This window comes from Octadecabacter sp. B2R22, from assembly GCF_018861045.1.
Taxonomy (GTDB): domain Bacteria; phylum Pseudomonadota; class Alphaproteobacteria; order Rhodobacterales; family Rhodobacteraceae; genus Octadecabacter.
Window position 1 is genome coordinate 101318 of sequence record NZ_JAHKQJ010000010.1, and the last position, 14102, is coordinate 115419.

General features: G+C 55.1%; 18 protein-coding genes. 11 read left to right on the forward strand and 7 right to left on the reverse strand.

Features of this window, described 5'->3' with window-relative positions; genetic code table 11:
• Positions 1 to 195 precede the first annotated feature (195 nt).
• From pheS to pheT, 3 genes are all read left to right on the forward strand, one after another.
• The gene (pheS, locus tag KO486_RS13420; RefSeq protein ID WP_216037794.1) at positions 196 to 1257 is read left to right on the forward strand and encodes a phenylalanine--tRNA ligase subunit alpha; all 1062 of its coding nucleotides are present in this window, start codon (positions 196 to 198) and stop codon (positions 1255 to 1257) included.
• Positions 1258 to 1338: 81 nt separating this feature from the next.
• Positions 1339 to 1776 (forward strand): ASCH domain-containing protein, encoded by a 438-nt coding sequence (locus tag KO486_RS13425; protein WP_216037795.1) that lies wholly within the window; start codon positions 1339 to 1341, stop codon positions 1774 to 1776.
• A 69-nt stretch (positions 1777 to 1845) separates the two neighbouring features.
• Positions 1846 to 4245, forward strand: coding sequence for a phenylalanine--tRNA ligase subunit beta (gene pheT / locus KO486_RS13430; RefSeq protein ID WP_216037796.1), 2400 nt, complete (start codon positions 1846 to 1848; stop codon positions 4243 to 4245).
• A gap of 9 nt (positions 4246 to 4254) precedes the next feature.
• Here pheT and KO486_RS13435 read toward each other — a convergent pair whose 3' ends face one another.
• A complete protein-coding gene (locus KO486_RS13435) occupies positions 4255 to 4503 on the reverse strand; it encodes a hypothetical protein (protein WP_216038384.1) in 249 nt (82 codons plus the stop codon).
• A gap of 97 nt (positions 4504 to 4600) precedes the next feature.
• Positions 4601 to 5494: a LysR family transcriptional regulator gene (locus tag KO486_RS13440; protein WP_216037797.1), complete on the reverse strand. Its 894-nt coding sequence runs from the start codon at positions 5492 to 5494 to the stop codon at positions 4601 to 4603.
• An 83-nt stretch (positions 5495 to 5577) separates the two neighbouring features.
• Here KO486_RS13440 and KO486_RS13445 point away from each other — a divergent pair, with 83 nt between their 5' ends.
• From KO486_RS13445 to KO486_RS13460, 4 genes are all read left to right on the forward strand, one after another.
• A complete protein-coding gene (locus KO486_RS13445) occupies positions 5578 to 6210 on the forward strand; it encodes a class I SAM-dependent methyltransferase (RefSeq protein ID WP_216037798.1) in 633 nt (210 codons plus the stop codon).
• A gap of 33 nt (positions 6211 to 6243) precedes the next feature.
• Positions 6244 to 6690, forward strand: a complete 447-nt coding sequence (locus tag KO486_RS13450; protein WP_216037799.1) for a YtoQ family protein — start codon at positions 6244 to 6246, stop codon at positions 6688 to 6690.
• A 153-nt stretch (positions 6691 to 6843) separates the two neighbouring features.
• Positions 6844 to 7212: a large conductance mechanosensitive channel protein MscL gene (mscL, locus tag KO486_RS13455; RefSeq protein WP_216037800.1), complete on the forward strand. Its 369-nt coding sequence runs from the start codon at positions 6844 to 6846 to the stop codon at positions 7210 to 7212.
• 150 nt (positions 7213 to 7362) lie between these two features.
• Complete coding sequence (locus KO486_RS13460) at positions 7363 to 7821, forward strand: Lrp/AsnC family transcriptional regulator (protein WP_216038352.1); 459 nt, start codon at positions 7363 to 7365, stop codon at positions 7819 to 7821.
• A 173-nt stretch (positions 7822 to 7994) separates the two neighbouring features.
• Here KO486_RS13460 and KO486_RS13465 read toward each other — a convergent pair whose 3' ends face one another.
• Entirely contained in the window at positions 7995 to 8357 is a 363-nt protein-coding gene (locus KO486_RS13465; RefSeq protein ID WP_252734792.1) for a DUF1304 domain-containing protein, read from the reverse strand.
• Between the two features lie 121 nt (positions 8358 to 8478).
• A complete protein-coding gene (rpsU, locus tag KO486_RS13470) occupies positions 8479 to 8685 on the reverse strand; it encodes a 30S ribosomal protein S21 (protein WP_009159816.1) in 207 nt (68 codons plus the stop codon).
• A 115-nt stretch (positions 8686 to 8800) separates the two neighbouring features.
• On the opposite strand from rpsU, the gene KO486_RS13475 reads away from it, so the two are divergent.
• The 3 genes from KO486_RS13475 to KO486_RS13485 all read left to right on the forward strand — a co-directional run bounded on the left by KO486_RS13475 (position 8801) and on the right by KO486_RS13485 (position 11365).
• Entirely contained in the window at positions 8801 to 9478 is a 678-nt protein-coding gene (locus KO486_RS13475) for a COQ9 family protein (RefSeq protein ID WP_303435343.1), read from the forward strand.
• Complete coding sequence (locus tag KO486_RS13480) at positions 9460 to 10446, forward strand: NAD(P)H-quinone oxidoreductase (protein WP_252734794.1); 987 nt, start codon at positions 9460 to 9462, stop codon at positions 10444 to 10446. Before KO486_RS13475 ends, KO486_RS13480 begins: the two co-directional genes overlap by 19 nt.
• 262 nt (positions 10447 to 10708) lie before the next feature.
• Positions 10709 to 11365, forward strand: coding sequence for a VPLPA-CTERM sorting domain-containing protein (locus KO486_RS13485; RefSeq protein ID WP_216037801.1), 657 nt, complete (start codon positions 10709 to 10711; stop codon positions 11363 to 11365).
• Positions 11366 to 11525: 160 nt separating this feature from the next.
• On the opposite strand, the gene KO486_RS13490 is transcribed toward KO486_RS13485, so the two are convergent.
• Positions 11526 to 12170, reverse strand: a complete 645-nt coding sequence (locus KO486_RS13490; RefSeq protein ID WP_216037802.1) for a ribonuclease T2 — start codon at positions 12168 to 12170, stop codon at positions 11526 to 11528.
• A 118-nt stretch (positions 12171 to 12288) separates the two neighbouring features.
• Between KO486_RS13490 and KO486_RS13495 the strand changes: the two genes are divergently transcribed.
• Positions 12289 to 13038, forward strand: coding sequence for a cell cycle transcriptional regulator TrcR (locus KO486_RS13495; protein WP_216038356.1), 750 nt, complete (start codon positions 12289 to 12291; stop codon positions 13036 to 13038).
• Positions 13039 to 13131: 93 nt separating this feature from the next.
• Here the strand turns inward: KO486_RS13495 and recR are convergent, their stop codons facing one another.
• Both recR and KO486_RS13505 read right to left on the reverse strand, forming a co-directional pair.
• Positions 13132 to 13725 carry a recombination mediator RecR gene (gene recR / locus KO486_RS13500; protein ID WP_216037803.1) on the reverse strand — a complete coding sequence of 198 codons (594 nt, stop codon included), beginning with the start codon at positions 13723 to 13725 and terminating at the stop codon, positions 13132 to 13134.
• Between the two features lies 1 nt (position 13726).
• Positions 13727 to 14071, reverse strand: coding sequence for a YbaB/EbfC family nucleoid-associated protein (locus KO486_RS13505; RefSeq protein ID WP_216037804.1), 345 nt, complete (start codon positions 14069 to 14071; stop codon positions 13727 to 13729).
• Positions 14072 to 14102: the final 31 nt, after the last annotated feature.

Genomic DNA, 14102 nt, shown 5'->3' on the forward strand with positions numbered 1-14102 from the left:
GAATAGGACAAGAGTAAGGCGCGGTATGGGCAATGCCAATGAACCGCGCTCTGGGCCAGCGCCCAGCCGCTGATCTGTAGGCCGATCTCTGCCATCCCCATAAAACAAACATCTTGGGTGGGCGCGATATGCGCGAAACCTTGCAACCCCGCCGCCATTTCGCTACCTGAACCCCAAGCGATAAAGGGCACGCACATGGACGATCTCAAATCAAAATACCTCGACCTGATTGGCAAAGCTGGCGATGAAGCCACGCTTGAGGACCTGCGTGTTCAGGCCGTCGGCAAAAAGGGCGAGATCAGCCTGCAAATGCGTTCTTTGGGTAAGATGACACCAGAAGAACGCCAAGTGGCGGGGCCGGCGCTCAATGCTCTCAAGGATGAGATCAACGCGGCGTTGACGGCTAAGAAGGCTGGCCTTGCCGATGCGGCCCTTGATGAGCGTCTTCGCACGGAATGGCTCGATGTGACACTGCCTGCGCGGGATCGCCGTCAGGGTACGATCCACCCCGTGTCTCAGGTTTGGGAAGAATGCACCGCGATCTTTGCCGATATGGGTTTTGCGACAGCCGAAGGGCCGCAGATCGATACCGATTGGTATAACTTTGACGCGCTCAACATCCCCGGCCATCACCCTGCACGCGCTGAAATGGACACGTTCTATATGCACCGCGACGAGGGCGATGATCGCCCGCCGCACGTCTTGCGCACGCACACCAGCCCCGTGCAAATCCGCTCTATGGAAGCACAGGGCGCGCCGATCCGCATCATCTGTCCGGGTCGCGTGTATCGTGCGGACTACGACCAGACGCACACGCCGATGTTCCACCAGATCGAAGGTCTGGCGATTGATAAAGACATCTCAATGGCGAACCTGAAATGGACGCTCGAAGAATTCTTCACCGCTTATTTCGGCACTAAAGTAAAAACCCGTTTCCGCGCGTCGCACTTCCCGTTCACGGAGCCCTCAGCCGAGGTTGATATCCAGTGTGATTTCTCTGGCGGGACTGTGAAAGTGGGCGAGGGCGACGATTGGCTCGAAGTCCTAGGCTCCGGCATGGTCCACCCCAAGGTCCTGCGGGCTGGCGGCATCGACCCCGATGAATACCAAGGTTTCGCCTTTGGCATGGGCATCGACCGCATCGCCATGCTGAAATACGGCATCCCCGACCTGCGCGCGTTCTTTGAGTCCGACCTACGTTGGCTGAAGCATTACGGTTTCTCTGCACTTCAGGTGCCGACGGTTCATGGTGGGTAGACTAGTTTAATCCAGCTAGGCTGGAGAGCGCCCAAGTGTCCTGTTCGAGGATGGCGCCACAAAAAACTGAAAGGGCCCAACATGCCTGAATATGAAGATCTCCAAGAAACATACCCCGGTGCGGGGACGTTCAAGCTAGGCCATGACGCCGAAAGCTGTACGACGCAGATCAATCTTGTGCGTCGTGGTGGTAAGCGGGCGCTTTGTGCGCCGTTGGCGGATTTCGAAGACGATCCGCAGTCCATGCCTGTTGAGGGCCGCACCGACATCATTGCCCATTGGAACAACACGCCTGCGCTGGTCGTCAAAACCGTTAAGGTTCAGCAGGTGCGGTATTGCGATGTGAACACCAACATGGCCCATTCCGATCTTGGCCGCGATGATTTCATTGGGTGGCGCAAAGCCACCAAGGCAGCGATCAAGAAGGATCATAAGTTTGATCCAGAAATGATGCTGGTGTTTGAATTCTTCCAATTGATCGAAGACCTCGACGGGCGGCAGATCGAGCCGCGTTCCTAAAGGCCCCTAGCCCCTGACACGCCCATAGGGTACACCGCCCGCAACACCTATTTCGCAGGAACTACGACCATGAAATTCACGCTCTCTTGGCTTAAATCCCACCTCGACACGGATGCCTCCGTGGACGAGATCGCAGACACGCTGACCGACCTTGGTCTTGAGGTTGAGGGGATCGAAAATCCAGCCGCGAAGCTGAGCGATTTTGTGATCGGCAAAGTGACGGCTGCGGAACAGCACCCCGATGCGGATAAGCTGCGCGTTTGTACGGTGGATGCTGGCGAAGGCCCGACGCAGATTATTTGTGGTGCACCAAACGCCCGTGAAGGGATCACCGTCGTCGTTGCCAAACCGGGCACGTATATTCCCGGTCTGGATATCACCATTTCTGTCGGCAAAATCCGTGGGATTGAATCCTTCGGCATGATGGCCTCCGAGAAAGAGCTGGAGCTGTCCGACGAACACAACGGCATTATTGAATTGCCTGCCGGAGAAGTCGGCCAGTCCTTTGCCGATTATCTGGCTGAACATGACCCATCCAGAGTCGACCCTGTGATCGAGATCGCGATTACGCCAAACCGCCCCGACGCACTTGGCGTGCGCGGCGTTGCGCGTGATTTGGCCGCCCGTGGGCTTGGCACATTGAAGACACGTGATGTTGAACCTGTTCCTGCGACATTCGCCAATCCGGTAAGTGTTAGCATCGATGACGACACGCTGGACCAAGCGCCTGTGTTCTTTGGTCGTCTGATCAAAGGCGTTAAAAATGGCCCCAGCCCTGCGTGGTTGCAGCAGCAGCTAAGGGCGATTGGCCTGCGCCCGATTTCGTTCCTCGTGGATGTGACCAACTGGTTCACTTACGATCTGAACCGCCCGCTGCACGTCTTTGATGCGGATAAGATCACGGGCAATACGTTGCGCCTGCACCGCGCTGCGGGTGGTGAGACGCTCGTTGGTTTGGATGACAAAGAATACACCTTCCCAGAAGGCGCGACGCTGATTTCAGATGCTGAAGGGCCTGAATCCATTGGTGGTGTTATGGGTGGTTTGCGCACGGGCTGTTCCGAAGACACCGTAAACGTCTTTGTTGAGGCGGCCTATTTTGACCCGATCCGCACGGCCTACACAGGTCGCGCGCTCAAGATTAACTCCGATGCGCGATATCGCTTTGAACGCGGCATCGATCCTGCGTTCACGCCGGAAGGTTTGGAGCATGCTGTTCGCATGATCGTTGATATTGCTGGCGGTGAAGCGTCTGAAGTTGTGCAAGCGGGTGCGGTTCCTGACACAGCGCGGGCCTATAAGCTCGACACGGATCGGTGTTCGTCGCTGGTCGGGATGGATATCCCCGCAGAAACGCAGCGTGATACATTGACGAAGCTGGGCTTTGTTATGGATGGCGACATGGCACAGGTGCCAAGCTGGCGTCCTGACGTTCAAGGCGAGGCTGATTTGGTTGAAGAAGTGGCGCGGATTGCGTCCCTGACGAACCTTAAGCCTGTGCCAATGCCACGGGTCCGTGCGGGCGTTCCGGCCCCCATCCTGACGCCAATGCAGAAACGCATGCAGATGGCGCGGCGTACGACGGCTGCTTTGGGCTACAACGAATGTGTGACCTACAGCTTTATCGACAAAGCATCCGCAGAGCTTTTCGGTGGCGGCACGGATGCGACCATGCTGGCCAACCCGATTTCGAGCGAGATGTCCCATATGCGTCCGGCGCTGTTGCCGGGTCTGTTGCAGGCAGCGGCCCGCAACCAAGCGCGTGGTCAGACCAATATGGCATTGTTCGAGGCCGGTGATGCGTTCCATGGTGGTGAGCCAACAGAACAGCACAGCCTTGTGACGGGTATCCTTGTCGGCAAGACGGGTCCAAAGGACGTGCATGGCGCATCGCGTGATGTTGACCTTTACGATGCGAAGGCAGACGCCGAAGCGGTTCTTGCAGCGATGGGTGCCCCGTCCAAAGTGCAAATCCTGCGTGGCGCTGGCGATGCTTGGCATCCTGGCCGTCACGGGATGATCTGTCTTGGTCCAAAGAAGGTGCTCGGCGTCTTTGGTGAAATCCACCCGAAAATTCTTTCGGCGCTGGACGTCAAAGGGCCTGTTGTTGGCTTTGTTCTGTTCCCACAGGAAATACCGCTACCCAAGAAGGTTACGGTAAACCGTGGGGCCGCGTCGCTTCCGGATTTGCAGGCTGTTGAACGTGACTTCGCCTTCGTGATGGACAAGACTGTTGATGCCCTCACGGCGGTGAATGCCGCCGCGGGTGCGGATAAGGCGCTCATCGCGGATGTGCGCGTTTTCGATGAATTCATCGGCGGATCACTGGGCGAGGACCAAAAGTCCCTTGCCATGACAGTGCGCCTTCAGCCGAGCGATGCGACGTTGAAAGACGCCGACATCGAAGCGGTAAGCGCCAAGATCATCGAAAAAGTGACGAAAGCGACGGGCGGAACCCTGCGCGGATAATGCGCCGGGTTACGCTGCAGCGCACCGTCGTTGGGCGACGCGCATACGGCGTTCGAAGGTCCAGTCGTTGTCTCGGGTCAGAATTCGCGACACGCGTTTCATGCACAGCTCAAGGCTTTCGCCTTGGCTGACTGCGCCCTGACCTACAGATGACATAACCGCAATAGAAAGCCCGACTATGCCAGCCGTGAGGACAATCCAATCGACGGTTACAGCGCCGTCTGTGTCTCGGCGGAAGCGTTTGAAAAAGTTACTCATACTAATCTCCTTGCCCGAAATCCCTCGGGCGATGGAGTTAAGTTAACCTAACGTCATGGAGAAACTAGGGCGTTCGCGCGTCAGCTTTGAGGGTAATTCATGCCGGTTTTGCTAGGATTTCGGCGAGAATGTCATAGACTAACCTTATGCGCGGGCTTGTGTGGACCTCGCGATGGGTCACCAGCCAGATCGGGAAATCAATCTTGAGTTCGGAGTCCAATATCCGTTCCATCCCGTCTGTTGTATCGCCTAATGTTTCGTCCATTGGGCAAATCCCCAGCCCCGCACGGGCCATTTCCCAAACGACCAAACCGCTTTCTGATCCGGTCTTGAATGCATCCTCTGTCACAGGGATGCCGAGGGCCGTCATGTAGTCTACGTTGCGGGCAGCTTCGCCGAACGACACCCAGTCGTGGGATGCCAAGTCGGCGCGCGACGTTGGACGCCCCCGTTTGTCGAGGTAGCTTGTTGCGCCGTAGAACCGTCCGCGTGCCTCGCGCACCAGTCGCGCAACAAGGTCGGGTTGTTCGGGGCGGATATTGCGAATGGCGATATCGGCCTCGCGTCGCATGAGGTCGGATATATCGTTTGTGGCGACGACATCAATCGTCAGGGCGGGGGCGTGTTTGCGGATTTCGGTGATCACCTTGGGCAAATACATGGCGGCGAAGATATCGCTCGCTGTGATGCGGACTTGTCCGCTGATGTCGGATCGCTGTGCACTGGCAGTGAGGGCGACACGTTCTGCGGCTTGACCCATATCACGGACGTGGGCCAATAATTCGCGCCCGGCGTCCGTCAGTTGTAGCCCTCGGCCAACCCGTTCAAACAACATCAATTGAAGGTCGTCTTCGAGGGCGGCGACTTGTCGGCTGAGTGTGGGTTGCGTTAGACCCAGTTCGCGCGCGGCAGCGGACAAAGACGAGGTCTCGGCCGTTGCCAAGAAGCTGCGCAGATGTGTCCAGTCGAGTCTGTTGGCGTCCATATCCATACGAAATTGTATAGATTAGTTGTGAATTTCGTCAATTCCTTGGGTGTCTATGCGCCTGTAGTGTCGTTTCAAAGGAGAACGCTATGAATGATGCCGCTACATTCTGGGACAAGATTGCCCCCAAATACGCACAAGACCAGATCAAGGACATGGCAGCGTATGAATATACGTTGGAACGCACGAAGTCATACCTCGGACATGACGACCGCATTCTTGAATTGGGTTGCGGCACTGGGTCGACCGCGCTTTTGATTGCGCCAGATGTGCGAGAGATCGTTGGGGAAGATATCTCTCCGAAAATGATCGACATTGCTAGCACCAAAGCGAAAGCGGGCGGTGTACACAATGCCACGTTCCGCGTGGCGTCGGCCAAGGACGCGGCAAGCCAGAAAGAACCATTTGACGCAGTGCTTGGGTTTAACTTGTTTCACCTTGTTGAGAGCATGGAGGACACCTTTGCGAGTGTTCACAAGCTGTTGCCAAGAGGCGGATACTTTATCAGCAAGACTCCATGTCTTGCGGACCGATCTGTGGGTTTCAAGCGTTTCTTGTTCAAGACAATGGTCCGTCCGATGCAGTGGATCGGGAAAGCGCCATACGTGAGGTTCCTGACGCATTCCGACCTTGAAGACGCCTTATGCTTTGCCGGTTTTGAAATCGTCGAGTCCGGCAATTTCCCTGCAATCTCGCGTTATGTCGTGGCACGAAAAATTTGAGTGGGTAAACTGGCGCCTAACCAAGGAGGCGACATGCTTAAAGTTTATCTATCCGGTGAGATCCACACTGATTGGCGCGAACAAATCATTGAAGGGGCCAAGGGCTTGGACGTCGAGTTCAATAGCCCTGTCACCAACCACGAAGCATCTGACGACTGCGGTGTGAATATTCTAGGCGCCGAGCCAAATAAGTACTGGCATGATCATAAAGGCGCGATGGTGAATGCAATTCGCACACGAAAAGGCATTTCTGATGCCGATGTCGTTGTTGTTCGCTTCGGCGAAAAGTACCGCCAATGGAATGCGGCCTTTGATGCGGGATTTGCTGCGGCATTGGGTAAGTCATTGATTGTGTTGCAACAACCTGATCATGATCATGCACTTAAAGAAGTTGATGCTGCTGCGCTGGCGATGGCGCGAGAGCCATCAGAAGTGGTCGAAATCCTTCGTTATGTGCTAACGGGAGAGCTCTCGACCTAATGGTGGTGTGGCCGAAACGATGTCCCGTTTTTGGTTTAGGGGGAACGATTGGCCGAATAAACCCTTTGTGTTCATCGAAAAACAAGCAATAAGCCGCCTACGAGAGCGCTAACGGTAAATCCGGGGCGCGGGAAAAAAGTGGGACAAAATACAATGCTTAACGAATTCAAAGATTTCATCGCCAAAGGCAATGTCATGGACATGGCTGTTGGTATCATCATCGGTGCAGCGTTCACTGCGATCGTCGGTAGCCTGGTTGAAGACCTTATCAATCCGCTGATTGGTATCTTTATGGGCGGTGTTGATTTTGCTGGTCTGTCTGCCTCCGTTGGCGAAGCGACATTTACATACGGTAAGTTCATTATGGCGATCATCAACTTCTTGGTCATCGCATTCGTCGTCTTCATGCTGGTTCGCTCTGTGAACAAGATGAAGAAAGCTGAAGAAGAAGCACCTGCCGAGCCAGCTGGCCCGACACAGGAAGAGCTTCTTGCAGACATCCTGACTGCGCTGAAAAAGTAAGTTCTATTTGGTTAACGAGTTCTCGAGGCCCGCCATTAAGTTGGCGGGCCTTTTTTGTTGTGAAAAGTGGTGGCAAACTTTTCCGCTCTAACGTCTAGTGTTGCAATAGAACACGCAGATTTTGACAACATGCAGGAGATAAGTGCGCCCATGGAGCTTGATGAAACAGATCGTCGCCTTTTGACGGCTCTACAAAAAGAGGGTCGTTTGTCCAACGCCGAGCTATCCGAAAAGGTGAACCTTTCACCCTCAGCCTGTCATCGACGGGTCCAACGGTTGGAAAAGGAAGGTTTCATTTCCGACTACGTTGCTCTGGTGAATCCGCGCAAAGTGGGGCGTAAGACGACGGTGTTCGTTGAAATTACTTTGCGGGCACAGGCCGATGACGTGCTGGACGCATTTGAAAAATCCGTCGCGCGAATACCGGATGTGCTGGAATGCCATTTGATGGCAGGGCAGGCGGACTATCTGCTGAAAGTTGTCGCCGAGGACGCCGAAGATTTCGCGCGCATACACCGTCGTTATCTGGCGAGCCTACCGGGGGTGCAGGGGATGCAAAGTTCGTTTGCATTGCGCACGGTTCGACAGACGACGGCGCTGCCGGTTTAATTCTTAGAGCGCCTTGACGGATCAGAGCCCAATGAGCTCAACGCAATTGAATTCGTAGTAAGAGCATGACCAGCCTACTGAGAGAAGGGCAGTCACAAGCAAGCATCCGAAAGCTGACTTGGGCCGATTACTCCGACAAATAAATATTGCCAGACTGATGCCAAAAATCGCGACTAACCGACCATCAACGCCAGCATTGCCAAAGCTGATGGCACAGATTGAACGAACAGGATGCGTTTGCTCACGGTTAGCGCCCCGAAAATACCCGCGATGAAAACGCAGCACAAAAAGAACAGGGCGACGGATTGGGAAAAGGACGGGTTGCCCAAGAGAAGGGACCAGATCAGCCCTGCGCCCAAGAATCCGTTATAAAGCCCCTGATTGGCGGCCATTGCTGTTGTCTTGGGGAACAGATCCGCAGAGAGGCTGGAAAAAACCTTCGGACCACGGCTTTCCCATGCAAACATCTCAAACCACATAATGAAGAAATGCAAAGCCGCGATGAGGACGATGAGGATGATTGCGATCAGGTTCATATTTGGCTCCGGTATAGGGTTTTGTTTTCCTATCACTGTGCGCGGTGTCTTCATAATGAAAAACCCCCGAACCTTACGGCACAGGGGTTTTCCTAATTCTTAAACATATCGAAAGGGGTGCTTAGAGCATTCCCTCGCGCTGTGCTTTCTTCCGAGCCAGCTTGCGCTGACGGCGAATGGCCTCGGCCTTCTCGCGCGCCTTTTTCTCGGACGGTTTTTCGAAATGTTGCTTGAGCTTCATTTCACGAAAAACGCCCTCACGCTGGAGCTTTTTCTTCAGAGCGCGGAGCGCCTGATCGACGTTGTTGTCACGAACACTAACCTGCATGTGGTTTTCACCACCTCTCTAAGTTTGATTTGCAATAAGTTGCAGGAAGCCGCCATATAGCAAGTGCCCCGCTATTTGTCTAGTATTGGGCAAACGCCTGAAAACGGAGCCTGAAGTGACCACAGCCCTGACATTGCTAGAAGCGATTCTCCCTCACGTGGCCTTTGATGGCTGGTCTGATGAGGCATTTGTTGCCGCTGCCCAAGACTGCGATTTGTCAAAGGACGATGCACGCGCGATCTGTCCACGCGGTGCGGTGGACCTTGCTGTCTTGTTTCACACCGAGGGGGATGCGGCGATGGTCGCTGCCTTGGCTGAGGCTGATCTCAGCGAAATGCGGTTTCGTGATAAGGTTGCCCATGCGGCACGACTTCGCCTTGATGCGGTAGCCGACAAAGAAGCCGTGCGGCGCGGAACAGTGCTGTTTGCTTTGCCTCATATGGCACCCATCGGGTCAAAACTGATCTGGGGGACGGCGGATGCGATCTGGACCGCATTGGGCGACACGTCAGACGACGTAAACTGGTACACCAAACGCGCCACGTTGTCGGCGGTTTATGGATCGGTAGTTTTGTATTGGTTGGGCGACGATAGCCCTGATCACAGCGCGACGGATGAGTTTATTGACCGGCGGATCGAGAATGTGATGCAGTTCGAAACCTTCAAAGCGGCATTGAACAAGAACCCGCTTACCAAGCCATTCGCGACGGCCTTGGGTCAGTTTACATCACGAATCAAAGCACCCGCAGCGCCGCCGAGCGATCTGCCCGGAACATGGGATTTACCATCATGAAGGCCGTCGAGATTGCCCAAGCTGGCGGGCCAGAAGTTTTAACGCTGACCGATCGTCCCTTGCCTGAACCACGTCACGGTGAGGTGCGTATCAAAGTTGCCTATGCCGGTGTAAACCGCCCTGACGCCCTGCAAAGGGCGGGGATGTATAACCCACCCAAAGGCGCAAGCGATTTACCGGGTCTTGAGGCTGCTGGCGAAATCAGCGCGATCGGCGATGGCGTGACGGGGCTCGCTATTGGTGACGCTGTTTGCGCGCTGTTGCCCGGCGGAGGCTACGCCGAAGAGGTCTGCACTCCAGCGGCCCATTGTCTTTCGGTTCCCGACGGCCTTTCGCTCAAGCAGGCCGCCTGCTTGCCGGAGACGTTTTTCACCGTATGGTCCAACGTCTTCATGCGCGGCGGGCTAAAAGCGGGTGAGCGGTTCTTGGTCCATGGCGGATCGTCCGGCATCGGCACGACCGCGATCCAATTGGCAAACGCCTTTGGTGCACGGGTGTTCACGACCGCAGGGTCGGATGCCAAATGCGCGGCGTGTCTCGACCTTGGGGCCGAGGTTGCGATGAACTACCGCGACGTTGATTTCGTTGATGTGATGAAGGTGGAAGGTGGCGCGGACTTGATCCTCGATATGGTCGGCGGTGACTATCTGCCACGCAACGTGCGGGCGTTGGCGGATGATGGACGGCTCGTTCAGATCGCGTTTCTACAAGGCCCAAAGATTGAATTGAACTTCGCCCACCTCATGATGCGTCGCCTGACGATCACCGGCAGCACATTGCGGCCGCAGTCTGATTTGGCAAAAGCTGAAATTGCAGCGCAACTGCGCGAAAAGGTTTGGCCGTTGCTCACAGCAGGTAAGATAGCCCCTGTGATGGATCAGGAATTTTCTTTAGCGGATGCCGCCGCTGCTCATGTGCGAATGGAAAGCAGCCAGCATATAGGAAAGATTGTGTTGAAAGTCGGTTGAGCCATTGCGGCGAACGGCGGCTTTGAGCCCAAATTAGCCATAATTGCCAAGTCCAAATTTTTGTTTCCGGCCCCTGAAAGCAGAATGGCATACAGAATTTAGCTGCACATTTCGCAGTTTAACGAAACAATAGCCTGAAATGCTGAGCATTGTTGACGGAACCTCAAGATCTGGCTGAGAAAATCATAATGCGGTTGCGAAAGTCCTTAAAGTTCGACTAGAATTTGCGACAATTCAGAGAAACATTAATAAGGTCATACGCATGAAACATTTTCTACTTTCTTCAGCGCTATTAGTAGCATTAGGGACGACTGCAGGGGCTGCCACGCTATCCAACCTAGCCGACGAAAATAGTACAATAGCTGCTTGGGGTAGCACCGGCACTCATTTCTATGGGCAGACCGTTACGCTTGGCGCGGCATCTTCTCTGGATTCTGTGCAGTTCCGTATCGACGACGGCGGGGATGTTACAACGTTTGACCTGCATGTTTACGCATGGGACGGTTCGACGACGACTGGCGCGAATTTGGCGAGCAACGCAGGCGCCACAGCTGGTGTGGACGGGATGTCCGACGTGAGCGTTTTGACCGGCGGAATCTCTTTGAACGCGGGTCAATGGCTGGTCGGGTTCCAAGCTCTGGCCGGTGGTGCGAGTCAACTTTGGGGCGGCGTTGATGACAGTTCTGGCGGGTATGCTGGCGGCGAGTTTGTTTTTCAGAACAATAGCGGTGATAGCTCCGACCTTCTCGGCGGCAGTTTTGATACCTGGTCTGTCGAAGACACTGCGTTCGCATTTGAGTTTGATGAGTTGCCTAGCGTGCCTTCCGTCCCGCTACCTGCTGGCGGATTGCTTCTTCTTTCCGGCCTTGGCGGCATCGCGGCCATCAAACGCCGCAAAAAGCGCGCCGCGCAGCTGTAATTCGCTCAATCCAGCTTGGAACCATTCGTTCCAGCGCACACGATATTGCCCAAGGGGTGTCGGTTTATTCCGATGCCCCTTTTGCTAGTTGGGGGGATTTTCGATTGCGGCCTATGTCGAGCCACGTCGAACGGCAGCAAAGTCCGCATAGCAGCCGTGACTACCTCACCGGATCAAATAACGCGTCTTCCAGCGTGCAGTCGCGGATAACGTCGGAACCGCAAGTGCGCAGTTGGAGGTCCCGTGTCAGGCAAATACGTGCTTCTTGGATGCGCTGGCTCCGGCAGGTGATGGTAATCTCGTCGGCATCCAGCCCTTCGTTTTCGCGCATGAAGGCTTCTTCGATGAGCGACGCAGGCAAGGTGACTGGATCTTCCAAGCGCCGAAATACTGCGGGGCGGGTGACGTTTTCATAGGCCTGACGTGACAATGCGTAATAGTCATCGGGTGACAGGCCAGAACAACTGCCGTGTTTGTTCCACTGGTGCCATGCCAAGCCGCTGGTTCCCATGATGTCGGCCATTGCGGCGGTATCTGTGCGTGACGGATTGCGGAACGTGTGGCGGCAATCAGCAGGCCAGCCGTTTTCGTATTGCGGCCAAAGCCCGTGCAGCACCCAGCCGAAATCTTTGTCGTCATCGCATTGCGGCGAGTTGCGAGAATCGCCCTCGATCGCGCACCACGTTGGGGACCATGACAGGGACAAAACGTAGTAATCAAACTCTCCGGCGACGTCTTGTGCCTTGGCAGGAAGGGCGATCACACAGAGCAGGGCAAGCATTCGCAGCATTTGGGGTCTTTCCATAAATCAACTTCGCCCTTATATAGCAGTTAAGTTCCCCGACAATGTGAACCCGGCCCGATGCGGTCAGCCCCTTCAAGGGCGTGGGACAGGCATGTCGATTGATGTAGGAGAAGACGAGATGAGCGGCACACCGATTATGGCCAAAGCCACAGCTGTTTGGCTGTGTGACAACACAACAATGACGTTCAAGCAGATCGCGGACTTTTGCGCGCTGCACGAACTTGAAGTCCAAGGCATCGCCGATGGTGATGTGGCGACCGGCGTCAAAGGGTTCGACCCGATTGCGAACAAACAGTTGACGCAAGAAGAGATCGACAAAGGCGAAGCTGATCCAAAGCACAAGCTGCAGTTGCTGTATAACCCAGCGTCCGAGGGCGAAGAAAAGCGTCGCGGTCCGCGTTACACACCGTTGTCCAAGCGTCAGGACCGCCCTGCGTCGATTTATTGGTTGGTTAAGTTCCACCCTGAATTGTCCGATGGTCAGGTGTCCAAGTTGGTCGGCACAACCAAGCCAACCATTCAGGCGATCCGTGAGCGGACGCACTGGAACATCAACAACATTGAACCCATCGATCCTGTTGCTTTGGGCCTGTGTAAACAGTCCGAACTTGATGCTGCTGTACAAAAGGCCGCTGCCAAGAAGCTGAAAGAAGGCGGCGTGATGTCTGATGACGAACGCCGGAAGCTGGTCAGCACTGAGCAGAGCCTTGGCCTCCCAGCTGAGCCAAAAATTCCGACCGCGATTGAAGGTCTTGAGACATTCTCATTGGGTACGGATATGCCAGAGCCAGAAGAAGACACGTCAGTTCCAGATGCTGACAGCTTCTTCAACTTGCCCGATGATGCGGGTAACGACGACGAAGACTAAGGTCTGCTGGTCGTAGCAATCTTGAAAGCTTCAGCTGAAATGCTGGGGCTTTTTTGGTTCTGGGATGAGGGTGTGTGCGGGTGCCGCCTAAGGTCAAAGCGCCTTACGGGCGTTTAGCGCGGCGGTGATCGTACCATCGTCGAGGTAGTCCAGCTCCCCACCTACGGGCACACCTTGAGCAAGTGACGTCACCTGCACGCCTTGCAATTCATCTGCGATGTAGTGGGCTGTCGTTTGGCCGTCTATCGTCGCGCCGAGCGCCAAAATGACTTCGGAGATCGATTCAGTTGTGATCCGGTCCCGCAATTTCGGGATGCGCAGTTCTTCGGGGCCGATGTCATCCAGTGCGGATAGGGTGCCGCCCAGAACGTGGTAGCGTCCTTTGAAGACGCCCGCACGTTCCATCGCCCAAAGGTCAGCGACGTCTTCGACGACGCAAATCTGGCCTATGTTGCGTTTCTCGCTTTCGCAGATACCGCAGATGTCGGCGGTGCCGATGTTACCGCAGTTCAGGCATTCGCGCGCTGTCGCGCCGACTGTTGTAAGGGCCTCTGCCAAAGGGTTCAGCAACTGCCCGCGTTTTTTGATGAGATGAAGCACCGCTCGACGCGCTGATCTTGGCCCAAGACCCGGAAGGCGGGCCATAAGATCAATCAGCGCATCGATATCTTTGGGGGCTTGGCTCACCTTAGAAGGGGAGCTTCATATCCGCCGGAAGACCCAAGCCATCCGTCAGTTTTGCCATTTCTTCTTGTGCTTTGTCGGACGCCTTGCCCTGTGCGTCCTTGATGGCAGCAAGGATCAGATCCTCAACAACTTCTTTGTCGTCGCCGTTGAATATGGACGGATCGATGTCGAGCGCCTTGAGTTCGCCCTTTGCGGATGCCGTCGCCTTAACCAGACCAGCGCCGCTTTCGCCGACAACCATCATGTCGTGAAGTTCTTCTTGCAACGCGCCCATCTGCTTTTGCATCTCTTGGGCTTTTTTCATCATTCCGGCCATATCGCCGAGGCCACCTAAACCTTTGAACATCTGTCTCTCCTCAATGTGTGTTGCGCCCTAG

Bases quoted from the DNA above. Each gene is read 5' to 3' on its own strand.
- pheS (WP_216037794.1), top strand. From the start codon at position 196: ATGGACGATCTCAAATCAAAATACCTCGACCTGATTGGCAAAGCTGGC.
- KO486_RS13425 (WP_216037795.1), top strand. From the start codon at position 1,339: ATGCCTGAATATGAAGATCTCCAAGAAACATACCCCGGTGCGGGGACG.
- pheT (WP_216037796.1), top strand. From the start codon at position 1,846: ATGAAATTCACGCTCTCTTGGCTTAAATCCCACCTCGACACGGATGCC.
- KO486_RS13435 (WP_216038384.1), bottom strand. From the start codon at position 4,503: ATGAGTAACTTTTTCAAACGCTTCCGCCGAGACACAGACGGCGCTGTA.
- KO486_RS13440 (WP_216037797.1), bottom strand. From the start codon at position 5,494: ATGGATATGGACGCCAACAGACTCGACTGGACACATCTGCGCAGCTTC.
- KO486_RS13445 (WP_216037798.1), top strand. From the start codon at position 5,578: ATGAATGATGCCGCTACATTCTGGGACAAGATTGCCCCCAAATACGCA.
- KO486_RS13450 (WP_216037799.1), top strand. From the start codon at position 6,244: ATGCTTAAAGTTTATCTATCCGGTGAGATCCACACTGATTGGCGCGAA.
- mscL (WP_216037800.1), top strand. From the start codon at position 6,844: ATGCTTAACGAATTCAAAGATTTCATCGCCAAAGGCAATGTCATGGAC.
- KO486_RS13460 (WP_216038352.1), top strand. From the start codon at position 7,363: ATGGAGCTTGATGAAACAGATCGTCGCCTTTTGACGGCTCTACAAAAA.
- KO486_RS13465 (WP_252734792.1), bottom strand. From the start codon at position 8,357: ATGAACCTGATCGCAATCATCCTCATCGTCCTCATCGCGGCTTTGCAT.
- rpsU (WP_009159816.1), bottom strand. From the start codon at position 8,685: ATGCAGGTTAGTGTTCGTGACAACAACGTCGATCAGGCGCTCCGCGCT.
- KO486_RS13480 (WP_252734794.1), top strand. From the start codon at position 9,460: ATGGGATTTACCATCATGAAGGCCGTCGAGATTGCCCAAGCTGGCGGG.
- KO486_RS13485 (WP_216037801.1), top strand. From the start codon at position 10,709: ATGAAACATTTTCTACTTTCTTCAGCGCTATTAGTAGCATTAGGGACG.
- KO486_RS13490 (WP_216037802.1), bottom strand. From the start codon at position 12,170: ATGGAAAGACCCCAAATGCTGCGAATGCTTGCCCTGCTCTGTGTGATC.
- KO486_RS13495 (WP_216038356.1), top strand. From the start codon at position 12,289: ATGAGCGGCACACCGATTATGGCCAAAGCCACAGCTGTTTGGCTGTGT.
- KO486_RS13505 (WP_216037804.1), bottom strand. From the start codon at position 14,071: ATGTTCAAAGGTTTAGGTGGCCTCGGCGATATGGCCGGAATGATGAAA.